This window comes from Shewanella aquimarina (assembly GCF_023349185.1).
GTDB lineage: Bacteria > Pseudomonadota > Gammaproteobacteria > Enterobacterales > Shewanellaceae > Shewanella > Shewanella aquimarina.
This window is the reverse complement of record NZ_JAKIKY010000015.1, coordinates 52,388-71,865: the sequence shown is the minus strand read 5'-3', so window position 1 is coordinate 71,865 and position 19,478 is coordinate 52,388. Positions and strand designations below refer to the sequence as shown.

Genomic DNA, 19,478 nt, shown 5'->3' with positions numbered 1-19,478 from the left:
AAAAGCAAGGCGTGAAACTATGAAGATGCGCACAAAATGCTATTTAGTACCCGCCATGTTTGACCAAGGGATATGAGCAAGGAAAGGGGGATTTTTGCCCCCTAAGCATGATTTTACCTGCTGTTTTTGATACCCGAGCGAAAAAGAGGTATAAATATTTGATTTATAGCAAGAGAATCGACTAATAATATCGGTTAATATCTAGACATATTTGCGATATGAAACTGCCTGATACTGGGCGCGATTAATCAACGGTGGATGATAATGAAATATATAGCCATTATTTTGCTGGTAGCGGTGGGCGTTTACCTGTACAAACGAGCGCAGCGACTGGCACAGGAAGAGCAACAAGCAACCCAGAAACCGGTTGAGAAGGTAGTATCGGGCGAAGCCGTGGATGTGCCGAGCCAGGAAGCGGAGAAGGTGGTCTCGACGCCAGCCGACGAGGGCGTCACCTTCGAACCTGTCGAGCCCGTTGAGACAGAGGCTGTTGAAGAAACTGTTGTCGAGCCTGCTGAGCCGGTAGAGAAGGCAGAAGCCGTTGAGGCTGTCGAAGAGCCGGTCGAAGTGGTTGAGGCTGCTGAAGAGACTAAGCCGGCCGAAGTGGTTGAGGCGGAGAAAGCCCCTGAACAGGCTGTTGCAGAGCCAGAGCCAGAGCCAGAGCCAGAGCCAGAGCCAGAGCCAGAGCCAGAGCCAGAGCCAGAGCCAGAGCCAGCCTTCAAGATGCTGGCGGTGACCGACGAGTCCTGGGCCAATGACAAGCTGACGGCTTCCTTGGCCCAGTATCGCGCCGAGCCTGAGACTGAGGGTAAGCATGTGGCCCTGCTGCAGGCGATTGCCGAGTGTTACAAGCAGCGCAAGCAGGAAGATTACCGTGAATATGGCGCGGCATTGTCGCCTTATTATCAGTCGCTGTTTGCGGCCCTGCCTGAACCTACCAAGGAGAAGGGGGTCGGCTTCATGCAGTTGGCCACCCTGCTCAACGACTGTGGTGACTTCGATGGTGCGATCAAGACATGTCAGGCGGCCATAGGTTATGGCCTCTCAGACGGTACGGTTACCGGCTTCGAGGGGCGTATCACCCGTATCGAGAAGGCCAAGACCAAGGCGCAGTCCTAGGCAGTAATCTACTGCACTTCGGCGATTAGCCGTGTAAACTAATCAAGCAATACTAAAGAGGCGAACCGAGTGTCGCCTTTTTTATGTCTGGAACATTTATGCCATTTGCCCAGGGATGGAAAGGAAATGGCGTTATGTCTGGAACATTTATGCCCTATCCGCAGGATGACTGGTAAGAGTCCCAGGGATGGAAAGAAAATGGCGTTATGTCTGGAACATTTATGCCCCATCTGTAGGATGACTGGTAAGTGCCCCAGGGATGGAAAGAAAATGGCGTTATGTCTGGAACATTTATGCCTCTGGTCTATAGACCATAATCGCGTTCGTTTAGATTGGATAATCTGAGGTAACAGGAGATCAAAATGCGCAGCATGATGGCTTTCGCGGCGTTACTATTAACTATGACGGCTTGTACCCAGGTGCCACAATGGACACTCTTCTATTTTCCCGATGCCGAGTCGGGCGCCGCCGAGGCGTTGCTGCAACAGGGAGAGCTGGATCAGCATATCTCTGGCTATTATCAGCAGCTGGATCAGTGCCTGGCAAAGGGCGCCGGTATGGTGAAGCTGAGTCAGACGGGCAGCGGCAGTTATCTGTGCGGTGAATTATGTCAGCGCAATGAGGCGGGCGAGCTTAAGTGTCAACGCCTGGAAACTCTGGCAAGCCAGTGAAGCATAAGGGTTAGCCAATGAAGTTTAAGCAAGATTATTTCGACCAGCTAAGCGGGTTTTATTCCCAGGTGACCCCTCAGGGGCTGCCGCGCCCTCAGTGGCTGGCATGGAGTGAAGATGCCGCCGCGCTAATTGGGCTTAAGCAGCCCGATGACGAGTTGCTACAGGGGCTGGCGGGCAATCAGGCGATCCCGGGTGCCAGCTATTATGCCCAGGTCTATAGCGGTCATCAGTTTGGCGGCTACTCGCCTCAGCTTGGCGACGGCCGCTCCATCATTCTCGGTGAGGCCGAGGGTCCACAGGGCTACTGGGATGTGGCGCTCAAAGGCGCGGGCATGACTCCCTATTCCCGCCATGGCGACGGCCGCGCCGTGATGCGCAGCGCGGTGCGCGAGTTTCTGGTTTCCGAGGCGCTGCATCATCTCAATATCCCCACGACACGCGCCCTGGCGGTGATCGGCTCTGACCTACCCGTGTGGCGCGAGACTCAGGAGACGGCGGCCATTACCGTGCGTCTGGCCAAGAGCCATATCCGCTTCGGTCATTTCGAGTTCTTCTGCCACAGCGAGCAGGGCAGCAAGGATAAGCTCAAGCAGCTGCTCGACTTTACCCTGAGCCAGCACTACCCAGAGCTGAGCCGTGATCAGGCCGGCTACATCGCCTGGTTTAATCGTGTGGTGGCCGATACCGCCAAGCTGATCGCCCACTGGCAGGCCGTCGGCTTCGCCCATGGGGTGATGAACACAGACAATATGTCGATCCTCGGCGATAGCTTCGATTTCGGCCCCTTCGCCTTCCTCGATACCTTCGAGGAGGACTTTATCTGTAACCATTCGGATCCCAATGGTCGCTATGCCTTCGGTCAGCAGCCGGGCGTCGGCCTGTGGAACCTGCAGCGTCTGGCCCAGGCCCTAGTGCCGATTATCGCCTCGGACGATCTAATCGCCGCCCTCAATACCTACCAGCATCACCTGGTGCAGGCCTATCTGGTCTTGATGCGCGATAAGCTGGGCATCAAGTTGGTTGAGCCGGCAGGCAGCGAGCAAGATGAGGCCGACCTGCAGCTGATCGGCGGCTTTACCCAGCTGATGGAGGCCAACCGCTTGGATCATACCAACACCTGGCGCCGCTTCGCCCAGCTGGACCCCAATAGCCAACACTCGTCCTTAAGGGATGACTTTATCGACCTCGCCGGTTTCGATACCTGGTATCAGGCCTATCGCGAGCGCCTGGGACAAGTGAGTGATGTGGCCGGCTGGCAGGCGGCGCGGGCACAGGTGAATCCAAAGTATGTGCTGCGCAACTATCTGGCTCAGGAGGCGATTATCGCCTGTGAAGAGGGCAATACCCAGCCGCTGGCCGATCTGCACCAGCTGCTGACACGTCCCTTCGACGAGCAGCCGGAGAAGGAAGCCTATGCCAAGCGTCCACCCGAGTGGGGGCAGGGGCTTATCATGTCCTGTAGTAGCTAGCCGCCTGAGATAGCCGCGCGTGGGCCTAAAAGAATCAGTTTGAAGAGGCAGGGATAACCCTGAGTAAGTTATGAATCAAGAGTTGAAGATCAGCGCCATTAAGGTCGAGCCCCAGGCCAAGAGCCTGTCGATTCTGGCCGATGTGGATTTTGACCGCTTCGATCCTTTTGCCGAGGCGCTCGTTAAGGCGCTGGATTGCCGGGTGATCCAGCGTCATTGGGGCGCCGACAGGCATCAGTGGCTGCTGGAGTTCGAGGGCAGCCTGTTGCAGCTAAATTATGAGTTTTACGGCGATGTCTGCTGGCTGTCTGTGGAGCGCGACGATGAAGTCGAGGTGCTCGTCTATCTGGCCAGCTTATTGGAGTCACAACTATGACAACGTCGATGCAAGGGGCAGGGTTTCATTTTCAGGCGTTGACGCCGGATCTCATCCTGGATGCCATCGAATCTGTGGGCATCTACCCAGAGACAGGGCTTTTGGCGCTCAACAGCTATGAGAACCGCGTCTATCAGTTTCGCTGCGATCTGGGTAAGCGCTATGTGGTGAAGTTTTATCGCCCCGAGCGTTGGAGCAACGAGCAGATCCAGGAGGAGCACGACTTCTGCGCCGAGTTGGTGGAGGAGGAGATCCCCGTGGCGGCGCCCGTGATCATCGAGGGGCGCTCATTGCAGGAGTATCAGGGTTATCGCTTCGCGCTGTTTCCCTCCATGGGCGGGCGTGCCTTCGAGGTGGATAACCTGGAGCAGCTCGAGGAGGTGGGACATTTCATCGGTCGCATTCATCAGTTGGCCAAGCAGCGTCCCTTTAAGCATCGTCAGACACTGACTCCTAAGCTGTTGGGCGATGAGTCTCTGGCGTGGCTCAAGGGCTCAGATCATGTGCCACCTAGCCTGGAGACCGCCTACTTCACCATAGTGGAGCAGGTGCTCGACAAGGCCAAAGCCATCTGGCATCACTACCCCTGCGAGGCGATACGCCTGCATGGGGATCTGCACCCCAGCAACATCCTATGGACCCCAGACGGCCCAGGATTTGTCGACTTGGATGACGCCAAGATGGGACCTGCGGTGCAGGATATCTGGATGATGCTCTCGGGCGAGCGCTCGCAGCAGACCCTGCAGCTGGAGGTGTTGCTGGAGGCCTATGAGGAGTTCTGCGACTTCGACAATCGCCAGCTGCATCTGATCGAGTCGCTGCGGGCGATGCGTATGTTGCATTACAATGCCTGGCTGAGTCGGCGCTGGCAGGATCCGGCCTTTCCGATGCATTTCCCCTGGTATGGCGAGGAGAAATATTGGGAGCAGCAGATCTTGGCGTTCAAGGAGCAGCTGGCCAAGTTGGACGAGCCGCCGCTCACCCTGATCCCCTATTAGCCCGGCAAACCTGGCTGTAATTTGTAACAGAAAAATGAACTTATCCGCTTGAGGTGGACTCCAAACCACTTTAAGGTATGGTCAATCTATTTGTCATAGTGGTGCTTAGGCACTGGGAAGGAAACATAATGAAAAAAGCGTTATTGGTAGCACTGGCACTCTTAGTTGCCCCTATGGCGGCACTGGCCGCCGATTACAAAGAGGGAGTTCATTACACAGTGATCAACGATGGCCCAGCTACGGCTAAGCCAGAGATCGCCGAGTTTTTCTCTTTCTACTGCCCACATTGCTACAACTTTGCCAAGACTCAGGTGCCTAAGATCAAGGCTAACCTGCCAGAAGGTGTGGTGTTTAAGCAGAACCATGTTGAATTTATCGGTCGTGAAATGGGTCCAGAGATGTCTCGTGCCTTCGCCGTAGCGAATCAGCTGAAGGTTGAAGACAAGATGGAACACGCGCTGTTTGCCGCTATCCACGACAAGAAGCAACGTTTCGTTAGCCGTGACGATATCCGTCAGCTGTTCATCGCCAATGGCGTAGATGGCAAAGATTTCGATGCCGCCGCCAACTCTTTCATGGTGAGCGCACAGATGGCGCAGATGAAGCGTGCGACCGAGAATGCCAAGCTGTCTGGAGTACCTGCCCTGGTGGTAAACGGCAAGTATCGTGTGGAAACCGGTGCGATTAAGTCTTATGACGAGTTGCTACAGATCGCTTACTATCTGACTAGCTTGAAGTAATAGCTAGCTTGTCATCGAAAGGGGCTTAGGCCCCTTTTTTGTTGCCCAGAATAAAAAAAACCGTATTTCCGGTCGCTATGGAAATACGGTTATTGAGCTAAAAAGCTCTATTTACCCTGAGTAACTATTCCAATCTACCAGTGTGTCAAAAATTTGGCAAGTGACAATTTTTGTTTAGGCTAGTCTATTAGTCTGATAGACAAGGTAAAAATTTCGCACTATGGCATGAAGGTCAAATTTAGCGAAAAAAATGCTCAAAAAATTGAAACTAACATGGTAAAAGACCTGTCGAATCTAAGTATAAAAATAAGAACGCAGAGTCTTGCTTGGAGGTCTCATGAGAGTTTTTCCTGTCTACGCGCCGAAATTGATTGTTAAACATGCCCGCATTTTTGTTTCTGGGGTGATCTGGGTAAAGGACCTGGGACGATTAGAGTTCGAGAAAGGAAAATTTTTGCTGCCGCGTCAGAGCCTGCCTCAGGTAAAACGCGCCATCATGGAATTGAATGAAATGATTGAGCACCAACATAACGAGGCGAAGACGGCTTAGGTCTTCGCGCATCGAATGCGCTTATCATAAGAGCTTCTGCCTCCTTGTATAAGCGCCTCTCCTCTGAAGTTATTCGCTAAGGTTATTCGCTAACTTCGTCGTTCAGCAGACCCACAAGCCCGGTCACTTTTTCGTTCCAAGAGTTGAGATCTTGACTCAGCTGTTGGTTCTGTTCGTTCAGGGTGTGGTTCTTCTGCTTCTCTTCTTCAAGCTCCATTTTCAGTAGCTCAATGGTTTCGAGTGCCGCTTGGATTTTTGTCTCCAGCTTGGACAGTAGTTCAAGGCTCATGGGGAGGTCCTAATAGTTTCTGGATGGTGCTTCGATTCTATCAGTGCGGCTATCTGAGTGAATAGCTAATTCGTGCTAAATGTCTAAAAATCCATCTATATATGGATTAAACATTGTTTATTTCGTCGGCGCGGCGAGCATACTGCGCTAAAGGGCTTGTAAGTGACTCGCCGGCGGCCCCTGGCGTTAATCTTGTTAGGGTTTCTTGGCTGCGGCGATCATCACACGATCGAACGCCGCGCCCTGGATTAAGGGGGTGATGGCCTGAATATGATCCAGGCGGATCGCCTGCTCGCCCGCCTCGTTTCTCACGGTCAGGTACTCGCTCTTATCCGCCTGGGTGGTGAGTGTGATGGCGGTGGCACGAATGTCGCCTTCTGAGGTCTCGATAAGCAGTTGGTAACCCCTGATGCAAGCCAGCTCCAGGTGGTCGTGAACATGACAGTCTATGATGCGATAGGGTTCCATAGGTTTTCCTTTGATTGAAGAGGGCATCTTTGAGTGTAAACGGTCCGTGAATGTAAATGGTTCGGCGCCGGGTCTCTTAAGTAGATGCCTATCATCTTGGAGGATAACCCGTGCCGAGTAAACTTGCCTTATTGCTCTTGCTCAGTCTGTTTACTCAGCCGCTTTTGGCGGCGCAGACGCAGACGCAGTTTCACAAGCGCAGTGGTGAGCTGCAACCGCTTGTGATAGAGCTGTTTACCTCTCAAGGCTGTAGCAGCTGTCCGCCCATGGATCGTTGGCTCTCGGGTTTCAAGCGGGAGACCGGCCTGTGGCGCGATTACTTTCCCTTGGCCTTTCATGTGACCTACTGGAACTACCTCGGCTGGCGGGATCCCTTTTCCAGGCGTGCCTTCAGTCGCCGCCAGTATGACTATCTCAACCACAAGGGCATCTCCCAGGTCTATACGCCGCAGCTGGTGATCAATGGCCGCGAGTGGCGCCCGGGTGGCCAGGGTTTACTGCCCGATGAAGCCGTTATGCGCCCGTTAGTGGGCAAGCTAAGCGTGACCATAGCGGGGCAAGCTGTGACGGCGACATTTGACAGTCAGTTGCCCAGTAATGAGGGGCTCTCGTTGCACCTAGCCTTGCTGGGCAGTGGTATGGCGACTCAGGTTGGCAGGGGAGAGAATCGCGGCAAATATCTGCGAGAAGATTTTGTGGTCTTAAGTCACCAGCACTTTCGAGGCATTGACGCTACCCCGGTAAGCTTCTTAGGCACTTTGGGTGCCTTACCCGGTGAGGCCAGAGAGGCGAAGCGCTTGGCCTGGGTAGCCTGGGTAGAACAAGATTATCTCCCCCTGCAGGCGGTTGGGGATTGGCTGGAGAATGAGCCAATAGATGAATAATAAAAAAGCCCCTTGCGGGGCTTTGTTGTAAAGACTTGGCTTAGAAGCGGTAGTCTACAGACAGGTAAACCTGCTGGCTGTCGTCTAGTGAGAATGATGCCTTGTCACCTGATTCTGAGGTGAGGGTCTTGTCATAGTCTTGCTTCAGGTAACGGTAGCCGATCTCTGTGCTCACCTTGTCGTTGATCTTGTACATGAAACCGGTTTGACCACCCCATACGAAGTTGTTTTTTGATTCCAGCATATCGACATCTGGACTCGTGTGGTTAACACCCGCGGTTGCACCGATGAACCAGTTGAACTTGTTGTTCGCATCCAGGCCGACCAGGTAGTCGTAAGACATCAAGAAGCTCTGCTGCTTAGCGAAGTCATCTGAGTTGTAAGAGTAAGTACCGTATACGCGGTTGTTGTCATTGAGGTAAACACCGCCACGTAGCTCATAGATCATGTCGCTATCTGAATCTTTGAAGGTGCCCTTGCTGAAGCCTGGATCGACCGCTTCGGTGATCTCTGCCTTGTAGTTGTTCTCTTGTGAACCGATACCGCCACCGATGAACCAATCAGCGGCCATAGTTGGCGCTGACAATGCTGCGGTGATGACTGCGGCTACTGCTAATGTCTTCTTAGTCATAATATGCTCTCTCTTAAAAGGTGGTGTTGTTTTCGTTGAGGGCATAGTAAGTTAGCCTTGCTGAACCAAAACTGAATGAGATCTGCAAGTTAGATTGCAGGTGTCGTGTCTATAGATGTGGCGCCTGTGGAGCTTAAGGTCCCCGATGAGCGTCGAGACAAATGAAGGAGTGAGACGATGAAACTGGTGTTTGTGCATGGATGGAGTGTCACCAGTACCCAGACCTATGGCGAGCTGCCCCAGGCGCTGCTTAAGCTGGCCCCCGAGGCGCTAGATCTGGATATTCAACACATCTATCTGGGGCGATATATCAGCTTTAACGACGCGGTGACGCTGGAAGATCTCAGTATCGCCTTCGAGTCGGCACGCCTCGCTGAGCTGGGGGATGAGCCCTTCTCTGTGATTACTCACTCCACCGGCGGTCCACTGATTCGCCACTGGTTGTGCCGCTATTACCAAGAGGCAGCGACGACGCCGCTACAACACCTGATCATGCTGGCGCCCGCCAATCATGGCTCGGCATTGGCGCAGCTGGGTAAGTCAAGGGTGAGTCGACTCAAAGCCTGGTTCGATGGTGTCGAGCCGGGTCAGCGAGTATTGGATTGGCTGGAGCTGGGCAGCGACGGTCAGCATCAGCTCAATCTGAGCTGGCAGCAAAAGGATTGGCTTAGCAGCGACGTCTATCCCTTCGTGCTCACTGGAGAGGCCATAGACGGTGCGCTTTACGACTATATGAACAGTTACACCGGCGAGGCGGGGTCTGATGGCGTGGTGCGGGTGTGCGCCGCCAACATGAACTTTGTCTATGCCAAGCTGGCGCAGCAAGTGGGCGTACTCTGCGACAGCTTCGACGGCGAGTGCGCCGAGACTCTGGCGCTAACGGAGCTCACCCAGGCCGTTGAGCCTTGTGTCTTAGGGATTGTGCCTAAGGCGAGTCATAGCAATCGCAAGATGGGAATCATGAACTCAGTGACCCAGAAAAATGCCGCTAACAAGCCTGTGGTCGCCGATATTCTCGATTGTCTGAGGGTAAAAGATCGCCAGGGGTATCGTAAGCTGAGAGAACAGATGGCGCTCGAGTCCGAGGCGAGTCGTAAACCACCCCGTTACTGCATGCTGGTGGTGCGAGTGTTCGATAACCTGGGCCATGCCGTCACCGACTTCGATTGCTATCTCTTGGCGGGCGATGAGTACCATGCCTCGCGGTTGCCCCACGCCATGGTGCTGGATAAGCAGCGTAACAGCGTCAACGGTAACGTGATCACCTTCTATTTGGATGCCAATAAGCTCTCCAAGATAAAGGCGGGTAAGCTGGGGCTTAAGCTGATCCCAAGGCCCGCAGAGGGTTTTTGCCATTACAAGAGCGCCGAGTTTCGCTGTGAGCCCGAGCAGTTAACCCAGCTGTTTGGCGCCGATCAGACCCTGATGCTCGATGTGCAGCTTGAGCGCTATATTGCCCCCAATACCTTCGGCTTTGCTAAGATTGGCGAGAAAGCGGACTTTAAGCAAATACCGCCGCAGGATTAAAGGTGGATAAAACAAAATGCGGAGCCAGAGGCTCCGCTTTTTAGATTGAGTAGACGAGCTTATACCAATCGTAATAAATAATTGATCATTCTAGCTTGTTAAAACGCTCGATAACTGTATTAGTATTTTTAATTGTAGAATAACTACTTATCTAAAAATCCTGCTTTGTTCTCAAGCGTTTTTCCTGCGCTATTTCTGATCACATGTTTACTGTGATTGGTATTATTTCTTAAAGAAGGCTTCGTTGGTGCCGTAGGGGCCTAAGTTAAGATCACGCTTACGGATGGCATCGACGCGATCGAAGGCTTCTTCGGCAACACGCAGGTTTTTCACGTCTTTACGCCAGTAGTATTTGAAACCGTCGAAGTGGGCGTTGTTCGGATACCAGTAGATCACCCCCAGGCCTTTCTCAGACATGATAGGCGTGTTGTGGATAGTGGCGCCTGGAATATAGAAGTATTGGCCGGTGCCGAGTTTCTTAAACTGGTTGTCTGCCAGGGTTTGTCCCTCGCCGTTGACCACGTAGTAACATTCTGGTTGACCGTGGAAGTGAGGCGCATGGTCTGACTTGCCACCATCGGTAATACCAATCACCACAGGGCTATCAGATAGCTCTTTCCAGATATAACCCACAGGGGATTTAGTGCGGTCACAGTCTTTGACTTCTAAGATGTTGCCGTCATCATCTAGGGTCTTACAGAAGCGTTGATCGGCGGCGATACTGTCGTTGGCTTGAATCGTGGTGAAGTCGATCTTGCCCGCTTCCCAATCGGCAATATAGGCCTCGACCTCAGGGTTACTGCACTGCTCTGGCATAGTGTCTTGCGGTGAGTAAGGTGTGCTTTCGTATGGTACAGGCGTCATCTGCTGAAACGGCAGCTGCGCATGGTTACATTGTGGGCCCTGGGCCACGGCGGTTGTTGAAGCCAGAGCGGCCACACCTAATAGCATTTTTAATTTCATCATTCCTGTCCTATTGTTGCAGCCAATGGCCGCGTTATTTTGGGTGTAAATTTGTGTATGGACTAACGATAAAGTGATTAGTTTGTTGTAAAGGTGAAATGGATCACGCCACTTTTTTAACAGCAAACTTATTCGTGACTCAGCTCGCGAATAATCTTACCTATCGCCGTCTATTACAGTGAGAATTGCATACTCAACTGGGCATAGTTTGAGGCCCCGCGGGGGCTCGGGGCTGTCGTGTCAGTGCTGGCGTCCTGAATCTCATAGCGCCCGAATTCGACCCCGACGCTGAGCGCCGGCGTGAGATCGGTAAACAGGTTGACGCCCCAATGGTAGCGGTCCGTCTGTTCGGCCTCTGTGGTGGTGCGCCCATAGAAGAGGGTCGAGCGGCTGCGTTCGCTCCAGAAATGGCGATAGGCAAACATGCCCGATAGCGACGTCTCTATCTCGCCCTCTATGATGTCCCTGGCTGCATCTGTGCCTACGTAGCGCCCCAGGTTGCCGTAGTGCAGCTGTAGGCGCAGATCGTCTCGTCCAAAGGTGAACAGCTTGGCCCCCACCGATAGCCCGCTGCCCCACTGCTTGCTGTCGTTGGCGTCGAGGTAGCGGATCAGTGCCGATACCGACACATTGCCCCAATCACCCGCCTGGTTGTAACGAATAATTGTGTCGGGGAGGTAATCGTTGCTCGTGTCTATCCACTGGGTTTTATCCTCATTATGTTGGGCCGTGGTGCCATAGGTGTAGGGGTTTTCCAAGGCAAACTGCCAGTGGGGCGTGCTATAGCGAAATAGCGTCTGTCTGACCATGGCCTGACCGACCAAGGGGCCGCCGAGATCGGCGGTTTCGGCAAAACTGCTGGTGTTGACCAGGGTGGACCAGGTTTGTCCGGCGGTGATGCCTTGATACTGGATGAAGGCATGCCTGAGTCGGGGCGCATAAGAGTTCGAGATGATAGGGTTGCCCTGGCTCGAGCCGACAAAGTCTATCTCGGCGAAGCCAAAGATCTGCTCATGATTGAGTTTGACGTTGAAACGGCTCTCCTGAGCGCTAAATTGAGTGCGCTTAGCCGGATCGACGACCCGGCCGCCGCCGCTCCAGCTGTCTTGAAAGGCGATGTTACCGTCGACATAGCGTGCATTGGCCTTGAGAAAACCACCCAGTTCGATGCTGGTGGCGTGAGCCGAAGTGGCTGAAAGACTGAGGCAGAAGAGGGCACAGCTTAAGTATGTTTTCATAGTCTTGGCGTCGATTGATGGAGAAAAATTAAAAAAAAAGCCCTATCAGATAGGGCCAGATTGAAAATGCGTTATGCGTGGGGAGCGGCATCTAATCTCAATAAAGGGAAATGGCAGAAACCCAGTGAGAGCGACCAGGTTTCTGCCGGGCACTTATGCCAGGTTAGAAATAGTAACCAAAGTTAATGTTGACCCGTTTGTCCCAATCGTCGCCAACCTCTGGAAGCCCCACATGGTCATTGTTAGCGGTTGAGAAGGTCATGTTCTTACCCATCACGAAGTCGACCATGGTATAGGTCGGGCCGGCGGCGATGGCACAGCCAGTGACGTTTTGCATGCTGTTGTCATAGCTGTCATCGGCAACGTCGGGTGTCATCACACCGAAGTCGTTGTAGCACTTCACGCTACCCCAGTCGGTGTTGAAGGTCTTGGCAAGGTTCACGCTATATGCCTGACCCTTACTGGCGATTTCATATTGCCAGCTCACCACTGAGACCCCAATCTTGTTTGGGTCGACGGCGTCGGCGGCGTCGTATTCATACTGCATGGCCTGCAGTTGAAGGTTCCAGCCCTTGTAGCTGCTGTCTAGGTGCAGCGCGACTGCATAACGGTCACCGTTGTTGCCCGTCTTGCTGTTATAGATCTGACCATACTGCACAGAACCGCCAACCGTGGTCGAGCCGCCTTCATGCTCCAGGGTGTAGGTTTGGCGCACGTTGAACTGGTTGGTCTCTTCGTTGTTGTACTCGGTGCCGTTGATGGTGCCCGTGTAGAGATCTGTGGCGTAGCGCTTGTTCTCTGCCGGGCCGTACTCAGGGTTCTTGTAGAAGGCCAGGTCTGTGTGCCAGCCGTTCTTTTCATAGATAGCCTTGATACCTACATCATGATCATCTTCGAAGCCCAGGTAGTAGGGGATGCCGAACCACCAGCTGTTGGAGATGAAGTCGCGGTTACCAAAAGGCACCTTGTTAATACCGAACTGCAATTGCCAGTCGGGGTCGATATTGTAGTAGCCATAGCCATACTTGACGTAGTCGGTACTGGAGGTGAAGCGGTATTCTGCCGCCAGGCCCCAGTCGCCTTTTTGGCCGTTGAACTTGATGGCCGCCATATCGAAGGTCAGATCACCGCCCTTGTCCTTAGAGGCCTCGCTATAGTCTTTATAGCCATAGTTAACACGTACTGCACCGCCAACATTGATACCGTCTTCGTGTTCCCCGGCAAACGCCGTTGAGCCAGAAAGGGCTATCGCGGTGGCGACCATAGACAACATAAACTGAGTGGTCTTTTTCATCATCATTACCTATTAGTATTTTTAAGTATTTACGTCAGAATTTGTTACATCTCACCGAACCAGGTGCGGTGACATTCGGCGCAGACTGGCGCCTTCTTCTCGTGTTCGCCATGACAGGCCAGGCAGCTCGCGCCTTGGTTATAGTGCAGAGACTTATGGGGATGGGCCTCTGGGATGGCCAGCTTGCTTTCGTCTACCGGAATGCTATTGATCTCGCCGTGACACTCGACGCAGGCGGTATCTTTGGCGTTCTTCTTGCCTGATCCCTGGTGACAGCCCTGGCAGCCATCTTGGTAGATAAACTCGTGGTTGGTGCGTCCCTGAGTCTTGCCCTTCATCTTGACGAGATCGCCGGCGTAGACGCTTGAAGACAGTGCCAGTCCCAGTAAGAGGGTTAAAATACATTTGTTCATAGTGATTAAGCCTGCGCGTCAGATTTGATGGTTTCAGAAACGACGATTCCCATCGCCAAACATTCGAGACAAGAGGTCGAGCTGAGTCTGGCCTCGCCGTGAACGCCACCCGTGGCCTCACCAATGGCATAGAGCTTGTTGATGGGTGACATGGAGCGGCCATCGATAACCCGGGCACCGAGATCTGTCTTTAGACCACCCATGCAGTAGTGCACCTTAGGCCAGATGCGCGAGACTACATAGGGGCCGGTCAATACCTCGGCCGTGTCCATCTTGCGGTTGAATAGCGGGTCTTTACGGGCGTTAACATGGCCGTTGTACTCGCTGATGGTGCGTTTTAGCTCGGCCGCCGGGATGTTGAATTTGCTGGCTATCTCATCTAGGCTGTCCAGTTTCCAGGCCATCTTGTCGCGCAGCGCACGCACCACACGGTCGTCGTCCTTGTACTTTTCGTAGTTGAACAAGACTACTGGGTAGGCCGGACTGTTGTCTGGATAACGGTTTTTCATGATTGCTTCGGAGCAGGTTTTACGGTCTGCACGTTCGTCCATGAAGCGTTTTCCATTGAGGACGCTGATGGCGGCGCCTTGGTGCCAACCAATTGAAAGCAGCGCATTTGACCAGCCAAAACCACCCTCATCGGGTGAACCCCAGTGGCCGGTTTGAATCAGGTTCATGTGCACCGGCAAGGCGCCGTGTGCCATGGCTGTTAGCGTGACTTCCCCAGTCGCGCCAAGGGCGTTGGTGCAATCTAAGGTTGGATCGAGTGAAGGGTCGACCATTTCGCGCAGCTTCATGTTGCGGGCGAAGCCGCCATTGGCCAGGATCACCGCCTTGTTGGCTTTGATGTAGACAGTGCTGCCGGTCTTGATGTCGGGGAAGCGATAGTTTTTACGTACCTTGAGTCCGACTATGGTTTGGCCATCCATGATGAAGTCTTCGATATAGTGTTGCAGGCGGTACTCGACCCCCTCTTTGACACCTGCCTCATACAGCTTTGTGGTGATGTCGCCACCCGTACCATGCTGTGTCCGTATGGCGCGAGCCTTGTTGTGGCCGCCGACCTGAATGTTGAAACCATCGCGGAACTTGACGCCTGTGCCTATGCATAGCTCATAGGCATCGAGGGCGCGATTGGCGATCTGACGCAGCGCGGCCTCGTTCTGCATGCCGCGGCCAGAGATGATCTGGTCTTTGACTAACTCTTCGGGAGAGTCATCTTTGATGCCCTGTGCCAGCTGAATCGGGTTTTTGGGGATGGCTAGCCAGCCACCATTGATGGCCGAGTTGCCGCCGATGACCTGCATCTTTTCCAGTACCAATACCGAGCCGACGCCTTGACGCTTGGTATTGAGCGCCGCCGACAATCCGGCAAAGCCGGAGCCGACGACGATAACGTCATGAGACTCGTCCCATTGTATCTCTTTGCACTCTTTGGCAAAGGAGGTGGCGGGCATTGCCACGGCCATGCCACCTATGGCGGCTCCCGCACTAAGCTTTAAAAAGTTTCTTCTGTTGTGCATTGCTAATGTCCTCTGTCTCTTTATGCTGGCAAAGATAGAGGTTCTGCAAAGCGTTAAAGGTGAAGTAAGTCACGGCTTTTTTTGAGTGGCAAACTTATTCGTGAACCATGTCTCGAATAACTTTTCTGAAATGTTTCTATGCCGGCGAAATGTAGGCGCAAGTGTATCTGGGCGTGAATTTTTCTGCGTGAATGTTTGTTTGACGTGATTCACAAAGCCTGACAGTAGCGGCCGTTTTACGTGAGGTTTGTCCCGATTAGTTAAGGGGTCACTGTAATTCGAAAATAAATTGGGCGCATACTCTCGCCTCTTCCACGATAAGGGTGTAAACGATGAAATGTCCCACCGATACTTTGCCAATGATGCGTTGCAATCAGATCTTGGATGCTGCGGAGCAGCTTATCGAGTCTCAAGGGATAGTGTCATTTAAATTCTCTCAGCTGGCGAAAGAGGTGGGTTGCTCGACCGGCACTCTCTATAAATTTTTCGAGCGAAAAGAAGATGTGTTGGTCTGCCTCTTCCTGAGGAGTGCGACATCGAATCACTTACCCATCTTTATCGATAAACATCCCGAACTGACGGCGCAGGAGAGGGTGCTCTTGCCTATCATGTTCACCTTCGAGACCATTAAACGCAGCAAGAGCTTTTTCACCCTGCGTTCGGTGTCGGTCAATACCATGGTGTGGCAGCTTGCCAGCGACGAAAAAATTGAGCGATTTAAGAAGCGAATCAATGCCTTTTGGGGCTGGTTTACCGAGTCGTTGCACCAGGCGATAGAGAGGGGAGAGCTGGAGGCGACACCCTTACAAGTTAAGGAGCTGGTGCAAGGCATCACCTTCTATCTGACCGGTTCGCTGACCCAGTTTGAAAGTCAGTTGATCGCGCCCGAGTATCTGTCAAATCGTCGTGAGACCTGTTATCGCCATCTCGCCAAGTTGATGGGGCAGTATCGCTGGCATAGGCCGTTAACCCCTGAATTATTCGATTCGCTTGAGGCACAAACCACGGCGTTTTTCGACCAGCACTATCGCGATCATATGAGCTGCGCCGCCTGCAGTGCGCTGACGAGTGTTAATTTGCAGGATTCCCCCGAGTGTACTAGGGCCTGTTGACCTTTCAAGTTTAATTTTTGTTCAATCTAAACGCGTTTTGCGCGAGGCGAGAGCCATGAAGCATAGTTACTCTATGTGAATGGCGAACAACAAAGTGCAGCGCGCGTTTAGATGAACCCGTTGGGCAGCGTTTGTAGGCCATTTCTACGGTGTTATCGCCAGTTTGTGTAGGATACTACACGGCACAGGCTCTGCCTTGTATAAATCACCTTCAAACTGCTGCAAAAACAAACGGCAAAGATCAACAGGCCCTAGGCATAACCTCACCGAAAAAAGCCCTCGATAGGGTCGAGGGCCGGGCCAAATTTGTTGCGGTGGTGTGATTAGATGAGCAATAGCGCGGCCCTAAAGCTGCAAGTTAGGCGGAAGGAGCAACTGCCACCTAACTTTTGTTGCCAGGTTAGAAGTAGTAACCAAAGTTGATGTTGACCCGCTTGTCCCAATCGTCGCCAATCTCTGGAAGCCCCACATGGTCATTGTTAGCGGTTGAGAAGGTCATGTTCTTACCCATCACGAAGTCGACCATGGTATAGGTCGGGCCGGCGGCGATGGCACAGCCAGTGACGTTCTGCATGCTGTTGTCATAGCTGTCATCGGCAACGTCGGGTGTCATCACACCGAAGTCGTTGTAGCACTTCACGCTACCCCAGTCGGTGTTGAAGGTCTTGGCAAGGTTCACGCTATATGCCTGACCCTTACTGGCGATCTCATACTGCCAGCTCACCACTGAGACCCCAATCTTGTTTGGGGCGACGGCGTCGGCGGCGTCATATTCATACTGCATCGCCTGCAGCTGAAGGTTCCAGCCCTTGTAGCTGCTGTCTAGGTGCAGCGCGACCGCATAACGGTCACCGTTGTTGCCCGTCTTGTTGTTATAGATCTGACCATACTGCACAGAACCGCCAACCGTGGTCGAGCCACCTTCATGGTCCAGGGTGTAGGTTTGGCGCAGGTTGAACTGGTTGGTCTCTTCGTTGTTGTACTCGGTGCCGTTGATGGTGCCCGTGTAGAGATCTGTGGCGTAGCGCTTGTTCTCTGTCGGGCCATACTCAGGGTTCTTGTAGAAGGCCAGGTCTGTGTGCCAGCCGTTCTTTTCATAGATAGCCTTGATACCTACATCATGATCGTCTTCGAAGCCCAGGTAGTAGGGGATGCCGAACCAGAAGCTGTTGGAGATGAAGTCACGGTTACCAAAAGGCACCTTGTTGATACCGAACTGTAATTGCCAGTCGGGGTCGATGTTGTAGTAGCCATAACCGTACTTGATGTAGTCGGTGCTTGAGGTGAAGCGATACTCGGCCGCTAGACCCCAGTCGCCTTTCTTGCCGTTGAACTTAATGGCGGCCATATCGAAGGTCAGATCGCCGCCTTTGTCTTTAGAGGCATCGCTATAGTCTTTATAGCCATAGTTAACACGTACAGCGCCGCCGATATTGATGCCATCTTCGGCGTGGACGATTGTGCTTGCGCTGCCTAGAACGAGGGCGAGTGCGATGCTAGAGCTTAAAAGTGTGGCTTGTTTCATCATGTTTACCTATAGAGTTTACTGCGCGGCGTAGAGCTCAGTGTGAGTGGCTCGATGCCGAAGGGGCGATTTTAACTGGGTAGGGAATGGCTTCATCGCCCTGAATGAAGTAACCCGTTTGTGCAAAGGCATTCTTTTCTGAGCGCACTGCGAGAGTGCCTGAGATATAGATGGGCTGTTCTATCTCAGGTAGGGCAATGGGCTGCTCAAATGTCACGTGGATCAATTGGTTTGGACCTGGCGGTGGTCGGTGGATACAGGCACCTTGTCGTGGCGACAATAAAAAGTCTCGTGTTTGCCCCTCTAGAGTATCCAGAGGAATAACGAAACCAGGAATAACCACCTGCTTGCCATTGAGCGCCTGATTAATGTTGACTTCAGCCGGGAGTTTGGCCGGCCCGGGGGCGAGACTGTTCCATAGGATCGCCTGTGGTGCATCGGCAAAGATATTGCTGCTAAACAGTAAGCTAAAGATAAGAATGTATTTTTTCATAGTTATTTAAGGGGCCGTTCTTAACGGCCCCTTACTCTGGCCTAATGAAGACTAAGCGTTACTTTTTCGATGACTGGATAACATCCCAACCATAGCCGCCTTTACCTGAACGGACGGCGTGTGAGTTGGTATATGGGATGAAGTCAAACATCAGGGTTTCACCTGGGCCAACATCTTTTGGCCATTGATACTTAAAGGTGGAGAACTTGCCGTCGAGTGGGAACCAGTACATGTAGATCAGATCCTGATCATCATAGGTGTTTGGTGTGTAGTGCATCGCCTTACTTGGGATTTCGATGTAGTCACCAGGTTGGAATGGCTGCATTCTTTCTTGCGCCCAGGTTAGGCCTTCACCGCTAAGGTTGTAGTAACATTCCATTTCTCTGTGGTAGTGAGGAATGGCCGTACCCGGTGCGACGCGAACTAAGCCAATAACAGTAGGTTCGTCGTTAAGCTCTTTCCAGCACATACCCACTTCAGTTGCACTGGCGCCGCCTTCAGGACATGGAATAAGCGTATCGGGATCGGCAATTGTCCAGGTTAGCCAGCCTGAGTCATTCGCCCCCTTACCACCATGGTCGTTTGACTTGACTGAGAAGATATCTTTTTCGCCACTTTGCAGCTCTTTGAGGTAAGCCATTGCCTGCTCCTGCTTACAAACCATAGGCATGGTCTTAGTCGGAGCATTAATGGTCGAAAGCGTTGGCTTTTCGTTGTGCCAAGGCTTATCGGCTGGTTTATCGGCAGCAACGGCGCAGCCTGTCATCAGTATTGCAGAGGTGATTAGTAGTTTTTTCATCATCATTTCCTTTGGCGATTATTCGCCTTTTTAGTGTTTAAATTTTGGGTAATCAAAGTTGTGACAATCCATACAGATTGCTTGCTTTGGTGTGTGCTCTCCGTGACATTCCATGCAAGGCGCTTCTTGGCCATAGTGCATGCTGTCGTGAGGATTCTGTTTGGCGTCATGGCCCTCGCGTTTGGTCTGCTGTGCCAGCTCGCCCATGTCGTGACACTGTAGGCAGGCATCATCTGATGGAAAGCGCTTGGTGCCTTGGTCATGACAGGTCTTACAGCCTGAGTCATAAACCATGTCATGGTAGTCGCGCTTATCTCTTGCTTGAGCCGACAGGGCGATACAGCTAGTTAGTGCCAGCATAAGTAGTACGTTGATCTTGTTCATGTTTAATCC

At 52.7% G+C, this 19,478-nt stretch carries 22 protein-coding genes; 10 read left to right on the top strand and 12 right to left on the bottom strand.

The window, feature by feature from the left end:
• Positions 1 to 264 precede the first annotated feature (264 nt).
• From L2731_RS16950 to L2731_RS16920, 7 genes are all read left to right on the top strand, one after another.
• A complete protein-coding gene (locus L2731_RS16950; RefSeq protein ID WP_249254601.1) occupies positions 265 to 1,119 on the top strand; it encodes a hypothetical protein in 855 nt (284 codons plus the stop codon).
• 362 nt (positions 1,120 to 1,481) lie between these two features.
• Positions 1,482 to 1,790, top strand: a complete 309-nt coding sequence (locus tag L2731_RS16945; protein ID WP_249254600.1) for a hypothetical protein — start codon at positions 1,482 to 1,484, stop codon at positions 1,788 to 1,790.
• A 17-nt stretch (positions 1,791 to 1,807) separates the two neighbouring features.
• Positions 1,808 to 3,262 (top strand): protein adenylyltransferase SelO, encoded by a 1,455-nt coding sequence (locus L2731_RS16940; RefSeq protein ID WP_249254599.1) that lies wholly within the window; start codon positions 1,808 to 1,810, stop codon positions 3,260 to 3,262.
• Between the two features lie 70 nt (positions 3,263 to 3,332).
• Positions 3,333 to 3,638 (top strand): DUF3630 family protein, encoded by a 306-nt coding sequence (locus L2731_RS16935; protein ID WP_249254598.1) that lies wholly within the window; start codon positions 3,333 to 3,335, stop codon positions 3,636 to 3,638.
• Positions 3,635 to 4,636 (top strand): serine/threonine protein kinase, encoded by a 1,002-nt coding sequence (locus tag L2731_RS16930; protein ID WP_283165119.1) that lies wholly within the window; start codon positions 3,635 to 3,637, stop codon positions 4,634 to 4,636. The genes L2731_RS16935 and L2731_RS16930 overlap by 4 nt, the downstream gene beginning before the upstream one ends.
• A gap of 128 nt (positions 4,637 to 4,764) precedes the next feature.
• Entirely contained in the window at positions 4,765 to 5,376 is a 612-nt protein-coding gene (locus tag L2731_RS16925) for a thiol:disulfide interchange protein DsbA/DsbL (RefSeq protein WP_011864071.1), read from the top strand.
• 337 nt (positions 5,377 to 5,713) lie between these two features.
• Positions 5,714 to 5,926: a DUF1107 domain-containing protein gene (locus tag L2731_RS16920; protein ID WP_011864072.1), complete on the top strand. Its 213-nt coding sequence runs from the start codon at positions 5,714 to 5,716 to the stop codon at positions 5,924 to 5,926.
• Positions 5,927 to 6,008: 82 nt separating this feature from the next.
• Here the strand turns inward: L2731_RS16920 and L2731_RS16915 are convergent, their stop codons facing one another.
• Positions 6,009 to 6,215, bottom strand: coding sequence for a cell division protein ZapB (locus tag L2731_RS16915; RefSeq protein WP_041511814.1), 207 nt, complete (start codon positions 6,213 to 6,215; stop codon positions 6,009 to 6,011).
• Between the two features lie 195 nt (positions 6,216 to 6,410).
• A complete protein-coding gene (locus L2731_RS16910; protein WP_249254597.1) occupies positions 6,411 to 6,683 on the bottom strand; it encodes a Rho-binding antiterminator in 273 nt (90 codons plus the stop codon).
• Between the two features lie 110 nt (positions 6,684 to 6,793).
• Between L2731_RS16910 and L2731_RS16905 the strand changes: the two genes are divergently transcribed.
• Complete coding sequence (locus tag L2731_RS16905; protein WP_249254596.1) at positions 6,794 to 7,567, top strand: DUF1223 domain-containing protein; 774 nt, start codon at positions 6,794 to 6,796, stop codon at positions 7,565 to 7,567.
• A 40-nt stretch (positions 7,568 to 7,607) separates the two neighbouring features.
• On the opposite strand, the gene L2731_RS16900 is transcribed toward L2731_RS16905, so the two are convergent.
• On the bottom strand, positions 7,608 to 8,198 hold the full coding sequence (locus tag L2731_RS16900) for an outer membrane beta-barrel protein (RefSeq protein WP_249254595.1): 591 nt from the start codon (positions 8,196 to 8,198) through the stop codon (positions 7,608 to 7,610).
• 177 nt (positions 8,199 to 8,375) lie between these two features.
• Between L2731_RS16900 and L2731_RS16895 the strand changes: the two genes are divergently transcribed.
• Entirely contained in the window at positions 8,376 to 9,725 is a 1,350-nt protein-coding gene (locus tag L2731_RS16895) for an esterase/lipase family protein (RefSeq protein ID WP_249254594.1), read from the top strand.
• Positions 9,726 to 9,947: 222 nt separating this feature from the next.
• Here L2731_RS16895 and L2731_RS16890 read toward each other — a convergent pair whose 3' ends face one another.
• The 5 genes from L2731_RS16890 to L2731_RS16870 form a co-directional block, all read right to left on the bottom strand.
• Entirely contained in the window at positions 9,948 to 10,691 is a 744-nt protein-coding gene (locus L2731_RS16890) for a cupin domain-containing protein (protein WP_249254593.1), read from the bottom strand.
• Positions 10,692 to 10,861: 170 nt separating this feature from the next.
• Positions 10,862 to 11,926 carry a hypothetical protein gene (locus L2731_RS16885; RefSeq protein WP_249254592.1) on the bottom strand — a complete coding sequence of 355 codons (1,065 nt, stop codon included), beginning with the start codon at positions 11,924 to 11,926 and terminating at the stop codon, positions 10,862 to 10,864.
• Between the two features lie 163 nt (positions 11,927 to 12,089).
• Positions 12,090 to 13,223, bottom strand: a complete 1,134-nt coding sequence (locus L2731_RS16880) for a hypothetical protein (protein WP_249254591.1) — start codon at positions 13,221 to 13,223, stop codon at positions 12,090 to 12,092.
• A 41-nt stretch (positions 13,224 to 13,264) separates the two neighbouring features.
• A complete protein-coding gene (locus L2731_RS16875; RefSeq protein ID WP_249254590.1) occupies positions 13,265 to 13,633 on the bottom strand; it encodes a cytochrome c3 family protein in 369 nt (122 codons plus the stop codon).
• Positions 13,634 to 13,638: 5 nt separating this feature from the next.
• Positions 13,639 to 15,156 (bottom strand): flavocytochrome c, encoded by a 1,518-nt coding sequence (locus tag L2731_RS16870; protein ID WP_249254589.1) that lies wholly within the window; start codon positions 15,154 to 15,156, stop codon positions 13,639 to 13,641.
• A 332-nt stretch (positions 15,157 to 15,488) separates the two neighbouring features.
• On the opposite strand from L2731_RS16870, the gene L2731_RS16865 reads away from it, so the two are divergent.
• The gene (locus L2731_RS16865; protein ID WP_239853073.1) at positions 15,489 to 16,268 is read left to right on the top strand and encodes a TetR/AcrR family transcriptional regulator; all 780 of its coding nucleotides are present in this window, start codon (positions 15,489 to 15,491) and stop codon (positions 16,266 to 16,268) included.
• A 400-nt stretch (positions 16,269 to 16,668) separates the two neighbouring features.
• On the opposite strand, the gene L2731_RS16860 is transcribed toward L2731_RS16865, so the two are convergent.
• Genes L2731_RS16860 through L2731_RS16845 form a run of 4 tightly spaced genes read right to left on the bottom strand, consistent with a single transcriptional unit; the run spans position 16,669 to position 19,469 of the window.
• A complete protein-coding gene (locus tag L2731_RS16860; protein ID WP_249254588.1) occupies positions 16,669 to 17,796 on the bottom strand; it encodes a hypothetical protein in 1,128 nt (375 codons plus the stop codon).
• Positions 17,797 to 17,830: 34 nt separating this feature from the next.
• A complete protein-coding gene (locus L2731_RS16855) occupies positions 17,831 to 18,286 on the bottom strand; it encodes a DUF3299 domain-containing protein (RefSeq protein WP_249254587.1) in 456 nt (151 codons plus the stop codon).
• A gap of 58 nt (positions 18,287 to 18,344) precedes the next feature.
• Positions 18,345 to 19,085 carry a cupin domain-containing protein gene (locus L2731_RS16850; protein ID WP_239853067.1) on the bottom strand — a complete coding sequence of 247 codons (741 nt, stop codon included), beginning with the start codon at positions 19,083 to 19,085 and terminating at the stop codon, positions 18,345 to 18,347.
• Positions 19,086 to 19,115: 30 nt separating this feature from the next.
• Positions 19,116 to 19,469, bottom strand: a complete 354-nt coding sequence (locus L2731_RS16845; protein WP_239853065.1) for a cytochrome c3 family protein — start codon at positions 19,467 to 19,469, stop codon at positions 19,116 to 19,118.
• Positions 19,470 to 19,478: the final 9 nt, after the last annotated feature.

Excerpts from the sequence above, each read along its gene's own strand:
- L2731_RS16950 (WP_249254601.1), top strand. The coding sequence starts at position 265 with ATGAAATATATAGCCATTATTTTGCTGGTAGCGGTGGGCGTTTACCTG.
- L2731_RS16945 (WP_249254600.1), top strand. The coding sequence starts at position 1,482 with ATGCGCAGCATGATGGCTTTCGCGGCGTTACTATTAACTATGACGGCT.
- L2731_RS16940 (WP_249254599.1), top strand. The coding sequence starts at position 1,808 with ATGAAGTTTAAGCAAGATTATTTCGACCAGCTAAGCGGGTTTTATTCC.
- L2731_RS16935 (WP_249254598.1), top strand. The coding sequence starts at position 3,333 with ATGAATCAAGAGTTGAAGATCAGCGCCATTAAGGTCGAGCCCCAGGCC.
- L2731_RS16930 (WP_283165119.1), top strand. The coding sequence starts at position 3,635 with ATGACAACGTCGATGCAAGGGGCAGGGTTTCATTTTCAGGCGTTGACG.
- L2731_RS16925 (WP_011864071.1), top strand. The coding sequence starts at position 4,765 with ATGAAAAAAGCGTTATTGGTAGCACTGGCACTCTTAGTTGCCCCTATG.
- L2731_RS16920 (WP_011864072.1), top strand. The coding sequence starts at position 5,714 with ATGAGAGTTTTTCCTGTCTACGCGCCGAAATTGATTGTTAAACATGCC.
- L2731_RS16915 (WP_041511814.1), bottom strand. The coding sequence starts at position 6,215 with ATGAGCCTTGAACTACTGTCCAAGCTGGAGACAAAAATCCAAGCGGCA.
- L2731_RS16910 (WP_249254597.1), bottom strand. The coding sequence starts at position 6,683 with ATGGAACCCTATCGCATCATAGACTGTCATGTTCACGACCACCTGGAG.
- L2731_RS16900 (WP_249254595.1), bottom strand. The coding sequence starts at position 8,198 with ATGACTAAGAAGACATTAGCAGTAGCCGCAGTCATCACCGCAGCATTG.
- L2731_RS16895 (WP_249254594.1), top strand. The coding sequence starts at position 8,376 with ATGAAACTGGTGTTTGTGCATGGATGGAGTGTCACCAGTACCCAGACC.
- L2731_RS16890 (WP_249254593.1), bottom strand. The coding sequence starts at position 10,691 with ATGATGAAATTAAAAATGCTATTAGGTGTGGCCGCTCTGGCTTCAACA.
- L2731_RS16885 (WP_249254592.1), bottom strand. The coding sequence starts at position 11,926 with ATGAAAACATACTTAAGCTGTGCCCTCTTCTGCCTCAGTCTTTCAGCC.
- L2731_RS16880 (WP_249254591.1), bottom strand. The coding sequence starts at position 13,223 with ATGATGAAAAAGACCACTCAGTTTATGTTGTCTATGGTCGCCACCGCG.
- L2731_RS16875 (WP_249254590.1), bottom strand. The coding sequence starts at position 13,633 with ATGAACAAATGTATTTTAACCCTCTTACTGGGACTGGCACTGTCTTCA.
- L2731_RS16870 (WP_249254589.1), bottom strand. The coding sequence starts at position 15,156 with ATGCACAACAGAAGAAACTTTTTAAAGCTTAGTGCGGGAGCCGCCATA.
- L2731_RS16865 (WP_239853073.1), top strand. The coding sequence starts at position 15,489 with ATGAAATGTCCCACCGATACTTTGCCAATGATGCGTTGCAATCAGATC.
- L2731_RS16860 (WP_249254588.1), bottom strand. The coding sequence starts at position 17,796 with ATGATGAAACAAGCCACACTTTTAAGCTCTAGCATCGCACTCGCCCTC.
- L2731_RS16855 (WP_249254587.1), bottom strand. The coding sequence starts at position 18,286 with ATGAAAAAATACATTCTTATCTTTAGCTTACTGTTTAGCAGCAATATC.
- L2731_RS16850 (WP_239853067.1), bottom strand. The coding sequence starts at position 19,085 with ATGAAAAAACTACTAATCACCTCTGCAATACTGATGACAGGCTGCGCC.
- L2731_RS16845 (WP_239853065.1), bottom strand. The coding sequence starts at position 19,469 with ATGAACAAGATCAACGTACTACTTATGCTGGCACTAACTAGCTGTATC.